This is a genomic window from Sphingomonas carotinifaciens (assembly GCF_009789535.1).
Taxonomy (GTDB): domain Bacteria; phylum Pseudomonadota; class Alphaproteobacteria; order Sphingomonadales; family Sphingomonadaceae; genus Sphingomonas; species Sphingomonas carotinifaciens.
Genome location: NZ_WSUT01000005.1, coordinates 2,517,775 through 2,531,029 on the forward strand (window position 1 = coordinate 2,517,775; position 13,255 = coordinate 2,531,029).

General features: G+C 64.4%; 9 protein-coding genes and 1 pseudogene. 3 read left to right on the forward strand and 7 right to left on the reverse strand.

Translation table 11 applies throughout. From position 1 onward, the window contains the following. Positions 1-23 precede the first annotated feature (23 nt). The 4 genes from GQR91_RS13830 to GQR91_RS13845 all read right to left on the reverse strand — a co-directional run bounded on the left by GQR91_RS13830 (position 24) and on the right by GQR91_RS13845 (position 7,384). On the reverse strand, positions 24-539 hold the full coding sequence (locus GQR91_RS13830; protein ID WP_149683578.1) for a PEP-CTERM sorting domain-containing protein: 516 nt from the start codon (positions 537-539) through the stop codon (positions 24-26). Next, positions 536-2,083 carry a TolC family outer membrane protein gene (locus GQR91_RS13835; protein ID WP_149683577.1) on the reverse strand — a complete coding sequence of 516 codons (1,548 nt, stop codon included), beginning with the start codon at positions 2,081-2,083 and terminating at the stop codon, positions 536-538. The genes GQR91_RS13830 and GQR91_RS13835 overlap by 4 nt, the downstream gene beginning before the upstream one ends. Before the next feature lie 88 nt (positions 2,084-2,171). Beyond that, entirely contained in the window at positions 2,172-4,760 is a 2,589-nt protein-coding gene (locus tag GQR91_RS19620) for a S8 family serine peptidase (protein ID WP_160146867.1), read from the reverse strand. Positions 4,761-5,077: 317 nt separating this feature from the next. Then, complete coding sequence (locus GQR91_RS13845; protein WP_149683575.1) at positions 5,078-7,384, reverse strand: TonB-dependent receptor plug domain-containing protein; 2,307 nt, start codon at positions 7,382-7,384, stop codon at positions 5,078-5,080. 479 nt (positions 7,385-7,863) lie between these two features. Here GQR91_RS13845 and GQR91_RS13850 point away from each other — a divergent pair, with 479 nt between their 5' ends. Both GQR91_RS13850 and GQR91_RS13855 read left to right on the forward strand, forming a co-directional pair. Further along, complete coding sequence (locus GQR91_RS13850) at positions 7,864-8,427, forward strand: RNA polymerase sigma factor (RefSeq protein ID WP_235904207.1); 564 nt, start codon at positions 7,864-7,866, stop codon at positions 8,425-8,427. Further along, the gene (locus GQR91_RS13855) at positions 8,424-9,359 is read left to right on the forward strand and encodes a FecR family protein (RefSeq protein WP_149683574.1); all 936 of its coding nucleotides are present in this window, start codon (positions 8,424-8,426) and stop codon (positions 9,357-9,359) included. The genes GQR91_RS13850 and GQR91_RS13855 overlap by 4 nt, the downstream gene beginning before the upstream one ends. A gap of 115 nt (positions 9,360-9,474) precedes the next feature. Here the strand turns inward: GQR91_RS13855 and GQR91_RS19980 are convergent, their stop codons facing one another. The 3 genes and pseudogenes from GQR91_RS19980 to GQR91_RS13870 form a co-directional block, all read right to left on the reverse strand. Further along, positions 9,475-9,771, reverse strand: a complete 297-nt coding sequence (locus GQR91_RS19980) for a helix-turn-helix domain-containing protein (protein ID WP_211368784.1) — start codon at positions 9,769-9,771, stop codon at positions 9,475-9,477. Continuing rightward, positions 9,772-10,718, reverse strand: a protein-coding gene (locus tag GQR91_RS13865; protein WP_149683572.1) for an IS630 family transposase whose coding sequence is annotated in 2 segments (ribosomal slippage) — positions 9,772-10,373 and positions 10,373-10,718 — 948 coding nt in all. Because the reading frame shifts where the segments join, the coding sequence is not laid out codon by codon here. A 288-nt stretch (positions 10,719-11,006) separates the two neighbouring features. After that, positions 11,007-11,807: pseudogene (locus tag GQR91_RS13870) on the reverse strand (IS110 family RNA-guided transposase); the annotation flags it as partial. A 50-nt stretch (positions 11,808-11,857) separates the two neighbouring features. Between GQR91_RS13870 and GQR91_RS13875 the strand changes: the two are divergent. Next, positions 11,858-13,008, forward strand: a protein-coding gene (locus GQR91_RS13875) for an IS3 family transposase (protein ID WP_164727758.1) whose coding sequence is annotated in 2 segments (ribosomal slippage) — positions 11,858-12,122 and positions 12,122-13,008 — 1,152 coding nt in all. Because the reading frame shifts where the segments join, the coding sequence is not laid out codon by codon here. The last annotated feature ends 247 nt before the right edge of the window (positions 13,009-13,255 follow it).

Consider the following 13,255-nt stretch of genomic DNA (forward strand, 5'->3'; position numbering starts at 1 on the left):
TTCGGAGACTTCGGACGCAGCATTCAGGCGTAACGGGCCATGACTCGCGGGCTACGAAGCAGCGCTACACCCGCCACGCCGCCTCCGGCGACCATCAGCGCCCAGTTCGCCGGCTCGGGCACCGCCGGCACCTCGGTTACATCGAGCGTGTAGCGGTGGCCGCCCGATGACCCGCTGATCAGCGTGAACGTACCACGCACCATCGTCGGCGCCGCCCCGCTACCGGTGTAGAGCTGTCCGCCATAGAGCGTGGCCAACGTCAGCTGCCGATCCGCATCAGATATCGACAGACCGCCGCTGTTCGTCGCAAAGAAGAAGTCGAGACAGGCCTCGCCTTCGGTGGTGCGCGGGAAGGTACCGCTCACGCGTTCCAGCGCGAAGCCCTCGCCCTCCACGACCCTGGTCGGTTTCGGGTTCAGCGCGATCCGCCACGTCGCGCGGTAGCGGGTGACACCCTCAGGCGTCAGCGCATACAGCAGGTCGGGGGCTCGGGCTTGGGCAGGGGCCGCGGCGGCGAGCAGCGGAAATACGGCCTTCATGGTTTCTCCGGTGGAACGCTGGGTAAAGGAAGACCCTCGGCGCGCAGCGGCAGCTCGCGCGCCAGTGGGCGATCGGTACCGATCGCGGCAGGATCCGCAGGCGCGATTCGCGCGTCCGCCGGGGCGGCGGGCACCGGCGCCGCGCGCGACCGGTCGCTGGCCTGTTGCGGCCGGTCGAGCACGTGCAGCAGCGGCTCGAACGGCCCGAACTGCCACGCCTTGTTGTGCCGGAGGTTCTTCTCCGCATCGTAGCGCGGCGCGTCCGGCACTAGATTCGCGGCCTGCAGCCGCCCGAGCAGCGCCAGCAACGTCGCTTGCCCCGCATAGCGGCCATAGCGCGCGTTCGCGACGATCACCTGCGCGTTGAGCAGCCGCTGCTCGGAGTCGATCAGCTCGAAATTGGAGCGGAACCCCTCGGTGAACGCACGGCCGACCCCGTCGAGCGCCAGCCGTGCCGCGCTTACCGCCGCCTCGCCACTTGCGATCTGGCGATCGGCGGTAACGGTCTGGTTCCACGCATTGAGGAGCCCGGCATCGACGCTACGCCTTGCATCCTCGATCAGGAACGCCGCCGACTGCTGTTGCGCGATCGCGGCGCGCACCCGCGAACCGACCACCCCTTGTGTCAGCAGCGGGACCGTCACCGTCAGCCCGCCCGACGCCACGCGCCCGAGATCGCGCACCCGATAGCCTAGCGGATTGACATAACCCAAGCTGCCCTGCGCGCTGATCGTCGGATGCCGCTCCGCACGCTCGGCAGCGATGCGGTGGCGGCTGGCGCGCTCGGCGAGGAGCGCCTGCCACAGGATCGGGCTCTCGCGCTCGGCCAGCGCATAGCCCAGATCGACCGAGCCTGGCACTCCGGGGAGGGGCGGCGGCGGCTCCAGCGTGCCCGGATTGCGCCCCACCACCGCGGCGAAGCGCGATCGGCTCTGCTCCAGGCTCGCCTGCGTCTGCGCCAGCGCCGCCTCGATGATGAGCAACTGAGCCTCGGCCTGCGCGACGTCGGTGCGCGTCAGGTCGCCCTCGCGCTCGCGCAGCCGCGCCTGCCCAACTTGCCGCCGGTAGGAAGCGACCGACTGCGACTGGATCTCGACCAGCTCCAGGTCGCGGCGCACCGCGACATAGCTGTCGATCACCTGAAACAAGGTCTGGTTCTCAGCCTCGCGCAACCGCTCGCGGCCAGCCAGAACGTCGGCCTCCGCCGCGGACATCTGGGCCGCGGTGCGCCCGCCGCTGCTCAGCAACTGCGTCACCGAGAGTGACGCGCCCATCGAACGCTGTTCGAAGCGTGCGAATCCTTCGGCCACGGCGCTGCGTTGTAGCCGGTCGTTGTACCCAATCGTCGCGGTCACGCCCGCGCTCATCCGGTACGGCGCGCCGGCCTGGAGCACGCTCTCGTCCAGCGCGCGCAACTCGGCACGCTGCGCCTGCAGCTGTGGATTGTTGCGATACGCATCGACGATCGCATCCGCCAGCGTCTCCGCGCCGATCGGGCCGGAGGTGGAAAGGAACAATGCGAAGAGGCCGATGCGGCGAGACACGGGATATAGTGCTCCTCATCCGGCGCGACGGGCCGGCAGGAAAAAGGCCGGGCGGGTGAAAACACCCGCCCAGGAGGGAGAGAATGCGTCAGGCGTGCAGCAGCACGCCGCCGCTCATCGATCCGGCCATGGCGTCGTACAGGTAGAACGAACCATGCTCGTCGAGCGGACCGGTCAGGGACGCCGGCGCGCCGACATCTGCGGTCTGCGAGGCAACCGTCGCGATGGAGTCGACCGACCCCGCTGCCGTGCGCTCGGGCTGGAACGACACCTCGCGGATCACGTCGTTCGGGTCGAGATTGGTGCCCGACACGTAGGAATACCAGAAGTACCCGTCTTTCTGGCCCTGCGCCTGGAGCACCGCTCCACTGTTCTGGCTCAGCGTTACCGCGTCGCCGGTCAGCAGGCCGTCGAGCAGAAGCATGGCGTTTTTCGCCACCGTCACCATGCCGTTGCCAGCCTGCCCGCGCAGTGCGGTTTGCGTCGCGATCATGTCGCCGCTGCTCCAATCGAGCACCGTGTCCTTACCGCTGGTGCCCCGGTTGTCGAACAGGAAGTTGTCCGCACCCGTGCCGCCAAAGAGGATGTCATTTCCTGCCCCGCCGTTCAGCGTGTCGTCCCCGCGCATGCCATACAGGTGATTATCGAAGCGGTTGCCGATCAGCGTGTCGTTGCCGTCGCCGGTGACCGCCCCTTCGATCACGCTGGTGCGTCCGATCGTGAACGCTTTACCGCCGTCGAAGTACGTCGCTTGCCCGCCGACCAGCGACAGTTTGACGTCCGTCGACACTGCCGCGGCGTTGATCCAGTCAATCCCACCGTCAGTGTCGGTCAGCGTTTTGCGCGCGCCCTCACCCTTGATGGCCAGCATATCGAAGAACTCGTTCGTGTACGTGTACACGTCGTCGCTCGTCGCCTCCGAACCATAGATGTCCAGCTTGATCTTTTCGACCGTCAGCTTGTTGTCGACCTTGGCGGCGAGATTGAAAGGCCCGAACGGCGTGGTGATCGGGATAAAGCCATCGAAATCCAGCGCGGAGAAGTCGACCGTCCAGGTGCCCTGGGAGTCCACGCCACGCAAGCCGCTGAACGACAGAGTAAACTGGTCTACAGCCCCACCCTGACCGCCGAAGATTGTCCCGGCAATCGGTACCAAAGCCGAACTACCATCAGGCGCGATCAACTTGATCTGCGTGTTGAATAATGGGCTTGTGAATTGGCCCAGGTCAGTACCTTGAATATTGCCGCTCGAGCCGTAATAGAAATTCACCGTCAAATCGATGTGCTCCACCGCGACATTGCCAGTGACTTCGAAGCTCTTCTGAAGAGGGTTACCGAGAAGCTCGTTGTTGAAGCTGATCCGGTCGCCGACCACGCCGTCGGAAGAGGACGTCATGTTGACCGCCACCTCCTGGCTGATCTTAACCTCGTTCGCCGACGTCTTTGACTCGCCGAACAAGCCCCACACCTCCGCCATTCTGACGGCATTGTAGGCGTCCACGGCACCATAGCCGTAGTCGTTGCTATAGTGATGGGCGCCGCCGTTCCAGTTCGCATCCTGACCGACGAGACCGAAACTAGTGCCATTCAGCAGAACCGGTCCGCGCACGCCCTGCTGGATCAGGTCGATGACGACAGGGCCGGTGCCATAGGCGACCGGCATCTTCGCCGAGGCCGCAAGAATGTTCTGCACGTCGCGCCAGCCGAGATTCTCGTTGGCGTCCAGCATCAGCGAGACCACACCGCTCACGATCGGCGTCGCGCCGGAGGTGCCGCCGAACTGGTCCGTATAGTCGTTCGCCGCGGTCGGATCGACCGACCAGTTGTAGCCGTCCGTCCCCAGCAGGTCGGTGGCCACCAGCCCCGTGCCGCCGACGATGGCATAGTCGTTCGACGGCGCGGAAACCAGCAGATGGGGTCCGGAGTTGCTGTAATAGGACGATACGCCGTCCACTTGGCGATACGCACCGACGGCGATCGCGTGGCGATCGGTCACGCCCGCGTGAGCCTGGCCGAGCTTGTTGTCGTTACCGGCCGCCATGACGGTGATGGTGCCCAGGCCATCGCGCCCGGTTTCCGCCGCATGTTCGAAGGTGCGCGACAGCAAACTGCTGAAGCTCGCCGGATTCGATCGCGACGCTGAGAACGTGTAGTCGCCAGCACCGCCCCAGCTGTGGTTGACGACATCGAACTGGTTCGCCTGCATCAGTGCGCTCTGCAGCGCGTCGCCATTGGTGCCGTTGACGAAGATCGGGGAAGCGGGATCGAAAATGTTCACGCCCGTCACCGTGGCATCATAGGCCACGCCGACGCCGCCGCGTCCGTTGCGCTCCGCCGCGATCAATCCGGCGACCGACGTGCCGTGAGCGCCGGTGGGGACACCGCCGTCTAGGACCGTGCCGTCGATGACGACATGCTTGGACGCATCGTAATTGTTGTCGAGGTCCCAGTGCGTCTGCTGCGTGCCCTCATCATAGACGCCGACGCTCACGCCTTTGCCGGTGAAGTCGTTCCAGACTGTTCCGATGTCACCCAGCTGCTTCAGATGCCACTGCGCCATCAACTCACTGCTGGTGCCGCCCTGCGGATTATAAAGGTCGTTGATGTTGTTCACCAGCTTACCGGTGTTGTAGTCATAGGCGCGGCCCAGCGGCGGCGTCTTGTACTTGGTGGCCATCCTCTTTTCTCCCATGGGTGCCGAAAGCTACGGGGATCTTCCGGTCGTTGCTTCGCGCCCTCCCGCGGCACGACAGATCGGTCGGATGGCCGCGATCGACCCCCGGCCGGGCGCGCGCCTACCGGCGCAGCGGTTCAAGTGTCCGAAGGCTGACGCAGAGCGAAGCGGGCCGCTGTCTTGAAATATGCACGCCGATCCTGCCCCCCGTCCCGGCCGTCCCTGGCGTCGATCCTGATAGCCGGACACGATCGCGGTTGGCCTTCAAGAGGGTAGAGCCGGTCGAGCGGCGAAACCCGCAAGTCGCGGTTAAAATTTTTTCAGAACCTTCGATTATAACCGATTCGCGCCATGCGCGGACGAAGCGGCGTCGTGACGGTCATCGCGCGTCCCAGACTGCCGAGCTTGTAGAGCACACCTGTCGTGTCGAGCACATTGTCGACCGCCAACGTCAGCCCGTCATGTGTGCGGTCGAGGACAAGCGTCAGGCCCGACTGCACATAGTCACCCTGGCGCCCGGCGGTGAAAACACCAAACATCGCTGACGACACCCCCTCGTACCGGACCCAGCCGTTCAGCCGTCCGACGAGCGACGCGCCGATCGGTCGCGTCCAGGCAATTGCCGCCCGCACCGACGCATCGCTCACGTCGGGAAGTCGAACGCCGATGTCACGAAGCCATGGCGTGAGCGACCGCGAACGGTTGAGGGTCGCCGCCAGATCGAGACGTAGCCGGGGGGTAATCCTACCGCCCAGCGTGACGTTGGCGGAGGTGGTCGCCCAGTCGCCGAGGTCGAACGTCGCCAAGCCGAAGAATCCCTCGAAGACATCCGTCCGCAAACGTCGCCATCTGGCGTGCTGGACGGAAGCGCCCGCTTGCCACCCCTGGCCGATCCAGCGGACCCCGCCGTCGACCACGTCCACCTTCTCGTGACGTGAACGGTCCGGAATGTCGGGGCTGAGAGCCGGTTCGACCTCCGGACGGCGGCCCTGCTGATAGCGGAGATAGGCTGACAGACCGCGCGCGGGATCGAGGAGCAGCGACGCGCTGGGCAGAAGCCAGTATTGACGCCGTTGCGGCAACCTGTCCGTGGCGGCGGAAAAGACGGAGTGCTCCGCGTCCGACACCGCCCGCACCACGCGCGCGCCGCCGCCGATCGACAGGAAGGGCGTCACACGCACCAGTCCTTCGGCAAACAGCGCTGCATCCTGAACGCGCCCCCCTACCGTCAGGACGGACCTCGAGCCCGGCCCAGACGTCTGGGCATAGCTCGATCGATCGCGCGTGCCGGTAAACGCCGCCCCAACGACCCAGTTGACGCGTCCATCCCCCGCCAGCCTCATCTCATGAGTGATGGTGTCGCTGCGGCGGCGTCCATCTGCCAAAACGTCACCGATCCCGAATTGAAACCGCTCGCGGAAGGTCTGCGCCGACAGCCCCGTCGCTGACACGAACGACAGGTCGCCCAATCTGCCGTTCACAACCAGCTGCCCCGCGGCGTAACTACCGCTAGAAGGCTCCCCGATGGTACCCCGGTCGGTGAACGACGGGCCGTCGTCCGAAGCATATTGGTTATCGCGATGACTGATCGCCTGAGCCATGCCGATCGCATCCACCGTCCAGCCATTGCCTGCCCACCAGCGTGCGATCAGGCGTCCGCCCGCGATGCCGGTGCGGTTCGTGTCGCGCCGGCCGCCGGGCGTGATCGTCGGCTTGTCGATGAAGCCGCCCTCACTCCGGGCATAGCCCACCCCACGGATCGACAGATTACCCGTCATGGGCACGTTCACCATGGCGTCGGCATCGGCGCCTGCCGCCCCCCGCGCCACCACCGAGATGCCGACGCCCGCGGACGCAGCCGGAAGGTTGCGTTGCGGCATGTTCGAGTTCAGCCGGATGATGCCGGCGAGCGCTCCTGAGCCATACAGCATCCCCTGCGGACCTGACAGCACCTCCACCGATCGCATGTCGTATAGTTGCAGGTTCGGATCGGATGCGCTGTACGTCAGGCGGACATCGCCGAAATACAATCCCGTCACCGATTGGAGGCGACCGGAAAAGCTGGAGTCCGCGATGCCGCGCAGGAACAGCTTCTCGCGACCGGCGCCGCGGTGCGTCGAGGAGATGATCGTCGTCCGCGTCACCAGCGTCGACGTTCCCGCATCCAGGCCTACCTGGGGTTGCGTGATTACCTCCACGCTGCCGACAAAGGAACCGTAGGGTGTACCGCGCTTGCTCGCCTCGACGATGACGTCGCCCGGCGGTGGCGGTGGCGGCGGCGGCGGCGGCGGCGGCGCGACACTGGGCAGAGTGGCAGGCGCCTGTGCTAAGGGGGTCAAGCGCCAGTTTGCGCTGCCGATCTGCGTCGCGTTCGCCCTTGCATGACGGGCCAACGTTCGTACTGCGGCAGCCGCTGTCATCCTGCCGCGCACCGCCGGGACGCGCCGCCGCAACAGTGCGGGGTCGGTGATCAGAATGCTAAGCCGGGCGGATTTTGAAATCTCATCGATAGCGTTCGTCAACGGACCGGCGGGAAGGTTGATTGCCTGTCGCTGCGCCTCCCCAGGCGTGGCGGCTGTGATGGCGATTAGGCATATCAACGGTCGCCAGACCATGGCCTCGATCATCGCTTGCCGAGCGCATGGCTGGAAGCTTCCACAGCGGGAACAGCTTTATGCTGCAAGGGCGGCCAGCTATGCCATGCCGCTTCGATGCGACTCAAGCAGCCACGCGATGATCTCTTGCGGCCTTCTGCTTCGACCCACGAACGATTCAGTGCCGATGTGAGTGCCGGGATAAGCTTGTGCTCCTTCTCACCCTTAGCATAGCATCGAAGGTGAGAGACACGCCAGATCGGTCAAGTCAATCTCTTTGCTCGGATCAAGGTTGGATCGTCTCGTTTTGAACCGTGGACGCTCTCGTGCCTGCATTGTCGCTACCGCGTGCGTCCCGACGGAAAGCTGAACCGGCGTCATGCTGTAAGTCTTCTTAACTTATCAAGAAAAGGTGCAGTTTGCAGCCCGTTGCGCTGTACTCCTTTCCGTCAATGGAGCGACTTTAAAGTATAGGCTTGCAATTTCATGACGTTGGTAGCACCATACCGTCTGTGAATAACGACGATCCTGAGTGCCTGCCAACAAGATCGTGCGCCGCTCCTGCTCTTGAGGCGGCTTTCCTCTCTCATCGCGCAGAGTTGATATCCTTCTTCCATCGTCGCGGCCATCAATTGGACGCGGAGGATCTGCTCCACGAGGTCTGGTTGCGTCTGCCCGCTGACGGTGCGCACATAAAGGCGCCGTTAGCATACATGTACAGCATCGCAAACTCGTTGATCATCAAGCGCTACCATGAGTCTATCCAAGGCAGGCGCCGTGACAGGGCATGGGGCGAGGCGACCGGACCGGCTACGCCGGACTGCTCCGATCAGCCGGACGCGGATCGCGTCCTGCAAGGCAAGGAGGAAGCTTCGAGAGTTCTAGCGGCACTGGCCAAGGAAGGCGAACGCGTGTTCCGGGCCTTTCACCGGCATCGAGTTGACGGACTAACGCAACGAGAAATAGCGGAGGAACTGGGTGTGAGCCTTAGAACCGTGGAGAGTGACTTGGCGCGCGCTCGCCTTGTGGTCGCTGCACTGCGGAAAAGCGCCGATGACTTGCTCTTATCAATATGACTGATGCGCCGAGCACCGAGGACATCGCGTTCGCATGGGCGGTTCGCATGACAAGTCCGGACTTTACAGATTGGGACTCGTTCCTAGCGTGGGTCGACGGGAATCCGGACCGTAACGAAGCTTGCAACCGCGCTGCGCTCGTCGTGGCCGAGGTCGCGGCGCATGTCCCGAGTGAGGCGGCGACGATCATCCCACTGATCGCCGAAGACCGCGCTCCGGTTCGGCGGAGATGGTTGCTGGGTGGCGCGGGGCTTGCAATCGCTGCGAGCGTGGCTGGAGTATCGCTGATCGGTCGGCCGGTTGATTCTCCCGTTTGGCAGGTCATCGAAACGCCGGCAGGGCAGACGCGGTCGATCGCCTCGGCCGATGGTAGCCGCATCCATCTTGCGGGAGGTAGCCGGCTTCAACTCGACCCTGTACGTCCGCGACTGGCCTGGCTCGAGCGCGGTCGTGCTGTGTTCACAATCCGACACAATGCGGCAAATCCGTATAGGGTTATGGTCGGCGCGCATCGCATCGTGGATGCGGGCACTACCTTCGAAGTGTCGCACGATGAACATGCGATCAGGGTCGAGGTGGCGGAGGGGATGGTCATCGTCGATCCCGCGGTCGAAGCGCTGAGACTTGCGCCTGGGCAGGCGGTCGAACTGATCGAGGGCCGACAGACGAAACGCGAACTGGTAGCACGCGAAAGCGTCGGGCAATGGCGTCGTGCGTCGTTGAGCTACACGGATGCGCCGCTCACCCGTGTGGCCGCGGACCTTTCGGTGGCGCTGGGTCATTCCATCGTAGTTGATGCGGCGGCCCGTGACCGTCGCATTACCGCGACGATCACACCGGCTACGGTTAAGGGCAAGCCGGACGAGGCTGCGGAGCTTTTCGGCGTTCGTATTGTAGCCACCTCGCGTGGTTGGATCTTTTACCAGCGGTGAGACATGGAAGAACGCGAACGTCCGTGTGTTGATTTGCACTGAGAATTAACCCGGCGTTTTCACCGAGAAGTGACCTAGGTCGTTGGGGGTAAAGTCAGGCCCGCGGAGTTGCGGGTCAAGTCGAAGCCTTATCCTTTTTAGACTTGGCAGCCTCTGGCCGGACGCGGAGCGGGAAGCTTTCGTTGCCGGTCTCGACAATGTGGCAATTGCGAGTGAGACGGTCGAGGAGCGCGGTGGGCATCTTGGCGTCGCCAAAGACGCCGGCTGACTCGCTGAAGCTGAGGTTCGTGGTGATGACGACGCCCTTCATGGCATGGCTCAGCGCCGATGGCGAAAGCCCGAGCTCGGCCGCTGCTCGCGTGAAGCTGAGAGTTCGGGCAACGATGGCGAACGCCGCTGGAGCGGATTCCAGTCAGTGTGGGTCATAGCCGCAGGAGCTGAAGTGGTTGGCGCATTCCTGCGGCTGGAACAGATCGACCAGTCTGCCGATGAGCGACCACAGTCCGGACACCGTGCGCTCGCCGGCCTTGCGGAGCATGGTCTTGAGGCGGGAGAAGGCCTTCTCGATCGGGTTGAAGTCGGGGCTGTAGGGCGGGAGGAACATGAGGCGGGCGCCAGCTGCCTCGATCAGATCGCGGACGCTGGCGCGCTTGTGGCTGGACAGGTTATCCATGATGACCATGTCGCCGCGCCTGAGGTCGGGTACGAGAACCTGGCCGACATAGGCCTCGAACCAGTCGCCGTTGATCGGGCCGTCGAGCACCATCGGCGCGACCATACCCGTCATGCGCAAGCCGGCGACCAGCGTGGTCGTCTTGCGATGACCATGCGGGTACCCCATCCGCAGCCGCTCGCCCCGTGGGCAGCGGCCGTGGCTGCGGGTCATGTTGGTGGCCGTCCAGGTCTCGTCAATGAACACCAGCCGCGCAGGGTCGAGATCGAGCTGGCCGTCGAACCATGCCTCGCGCGCACTGAAGACATCGGCGCGATCCTGCTCGACCGCGTGCCCGGTCTTTTTTTACGCGTGATGCCGTGGCGCACGAAGAAGCGGTGCAGCGTCGAGATCGCCACTGTCACGCCCGTCTGGCCCAGCTCGCGACGCAGTTCGTCCAGCGTGATGTCGCGCCGTGCTTCATGCAGCGCCAGCACCGTCTCCCGATGCGCCTCAATCCGCCGCAACCGCGTGTCCCCGCCCTGTGGCCTGGCGGCGTAGCTGCCCGTACTGCGGCGCTGGTCGTGCCACCGGATCACCATCGCGGCCGCCACCCCGAACCGCACCGCCGCAGCTCGGCAACTCATCCCTTCGTCAACCGCAGCCAGTGCCCGCGAACGCAGATCCATCGATAACGGCTTGCCCATCCATGCGGCCTCCGTCCAGCCAGCACCGTGAATCATCTGTGGACGCCCCTTCGGTTGCAAGCGGTATCTGGAAGTTCTGACACGTAGTCGGATGCTGCCATCTGTCCGGCCTGTAATGCAGCGGCAAGCTGCTGGCCCGTATGGGAGTGCGCGGACCGGAACCACATCAGATTAACGTGCTCGAAGCACACTGATTTAGTCTGGTTCTTCCGGCCCCGTCTCGCCGACTGTTGTGCCATACCCTCCTTCGACCGACTGCGTCCTCCGACGCCTCTGGCCCGCCTCGGCTTACGCCGCGACCGCGACCGGAGCTCTGTAATCCTCCTGCTTGACCAGCAATGCCCAGACGGTGCGGGCCATCTTGTTGGCGAGCGCGACCGTCACCAGCATGCGCGGCTTGCGCGCCAGCATGCCTTCGAGCCACGAGCCCGCTGGTGCCCCACGCTTGCTCACCTGGAGCACGACCGCGCTGCTACCGATGATGAGCAGACGCCGCAGCGTTCGCTCTCCCATCTTCGAGATCGCGCCCAGCTTCTGCTTGCCGCCGGTGGACGCCTGCCTGGGCACCAGCCCCAGCCATGCGGCAAAGTCGCGGCCCTTCGCGAACGTCTCGGCGGGCGGGGCGATGGCTGCTATGGCCGTTGCGGTGATCGGGCCGATGCCGGGGATGGTCATCAGCCGGCGTGCGACCTCATCCTCCCGCGCACGCCGCGCGATCTCTTTGTCCAACGATGTGATCCGCTTGTCGAGTTCGGCCAGCATGTCGGCCATCATCGCGAACATCGGCCGCGCTGCCTCAGGCAGCGTTTGCCCGATCTCACCGCCCTCCAGCAGGTCCGCCAACATCGCAAGATGGGCCGAACCCTGAGGTGCAACCCAGCCATACTCGGCGAGATGCCCGCGCAGTGCATTACCAAGCTGGGTACGCTGCTTCACCGCCAGGTCGCGCGTCCGGAACACCAGCGCCGCTGCCTGCTGCTCCTCGCTCTTCATCGCCACGAACCGCATGCTCGGCCGCTGTGCCGCCTCGCAGATCGCCTCGGCATCCACAGCGTCGTTCTTGTGGCGCTTCACGAACGGCTTGACGTGGACTTGCCTCGGCAAAGTGGAGAGTTCCCTTGAAGTGAAAGGCGAACTCAATGACGAAGCAGCGACGGTTCACGAAGGAGTTTGAGGACGAAGCGGATCGGCTGGTGGCGACCAGCGGACGGACGCAGCGCGAAATAGCGGAGGATCTGGGAGTGGGGCTATCGACGCTGGTGCGCTGGATCAGCCGCAGCCGGGATCGTCTGGTGGATACGCCGGATCAAGCGCCGCAGGCGGATATGGCTGCCGAGTTGAAGCGCCTTCGGCGGGAGAATGAGATCCTTCGACAGGAGCGTGACATACTGAAGCGGGCGACCGCTTTTTTCGCCCGGGAGGGAAATCGATGAGGTTCCAGCTCATCGATCGGGCGAGAGAGGATTTCCCGGTCCACCGCCTCTGCCGGGTGCTCGGCGTCAGCCAGAGCGGCTACTTCGCTTGGAAGGATCGCCCGGCCAGTCGGCGTCAGCGCGATGACATGGTGATGCTGGCGCATGTCCGCTCGGCTTTTGCCCTGTCGAACGGCACCTATGGCAGTCCGAGAATGACGCGCGAGTTGCAGGATGATGGCTTTGCCATCGGGCGGCGTCGCACGGCGCGGCTGATGCGCGAGAACGACCTGCGTGCCCGGCAGAAGCGCAGGTTCAAACGCACGACCGACAGCGAACACGCCTGGCCGATCGCGCCGAACATCATCGACCAGGATTTCACCGCGACGGCAACCAACCAGAAGTGGGGCGTCGACATCTCGTACGTCTGGACACGGGAGGGATGGCTCTACCTGGCGGTGGTCATCGACCTCTTCTCCCGCCGCGTCGTCGGCTGGGCTGTCGGCGACCGGCTGCACCGCGATCTGGCGCTGGCTGCCCTGCGCAAGGCGCTCGTCATGCGGCGTCCCCCCAAGGGGCTCATTCATCATTCGGACCGCGGTAGCCAGTATTGTTCGGTGGACTACCAAGCCGAGCTGCGTCGCCACGGCATCCGCATCTCCATGTCGGGAAAGGGAAATTGCTACGATAACGCCATGGTCGAGACATTCTTCAAGACCATCAAATCCGAACTCGTCTGGCCCACCGTCTTCTATACCCGTGCCCAGGCCGAGCAGGCCTTTGCCCGCTATATCGACGGCTTCTACAACCCCGTCCGGCGCCACTCCGCGCTCAACTACACCAGCCCGGCGCAGTTCGAACAAACCGCGCCACGCTGAGCAAATGCCTCTCCATTTGAGCGGGGCAAGTCCAATCTGACGGTCCGACGTGCGAGCGTTTGGCCTTTCAGCCCAACTTTGGGCTGACGTCCGAACCTACCGAGATGGTGTTCCGCCGCAAGAAGTAGATGCACCACACAACCCTGTCTGCGCCAGCAGACGTTCCAGCTCGTTTCGGCACAGGCCCGAGATCTGCCATTCCGCTATCTGGCCAGTTTCTATCGCTATGCGATGCTGGCACGGAAAG

What these genes read in the sequence shown, in the direction of transcription:
- GQR91_RS19620 (WP_160146867.1), bottom strand. Translation starts at nt 4,760, where the DNA reads ATGGCCACCAAGTACAAGACGCCGCCGCTGGGCCGCGCCTATGACTAC.
- GQR91_RS13845 (WP_149683575.1), bottom strand. Translation starts at nt 7,384, where the DNA reads ATGATCGAGGCCATGGTCTGGCGACCGTTGATATGCCTAATCGCCATC.
- GQR91_RS13830 (WP_149683578.1), bottom strand. Translation starts at nt 539, where the DNA reads ATGAAGGCCGTATTTCCGCTGCTCGCCGCCGCGGCCCCTGCCCAAGCC.
- GQR91_RS13855 (WP_149683574.1), top strand. Translation starts at nt 8,424, where the DNA reads ATGACTGATGCGCCGAGCACCGAGGACATCGCGTTCGCATGGGCGGTT.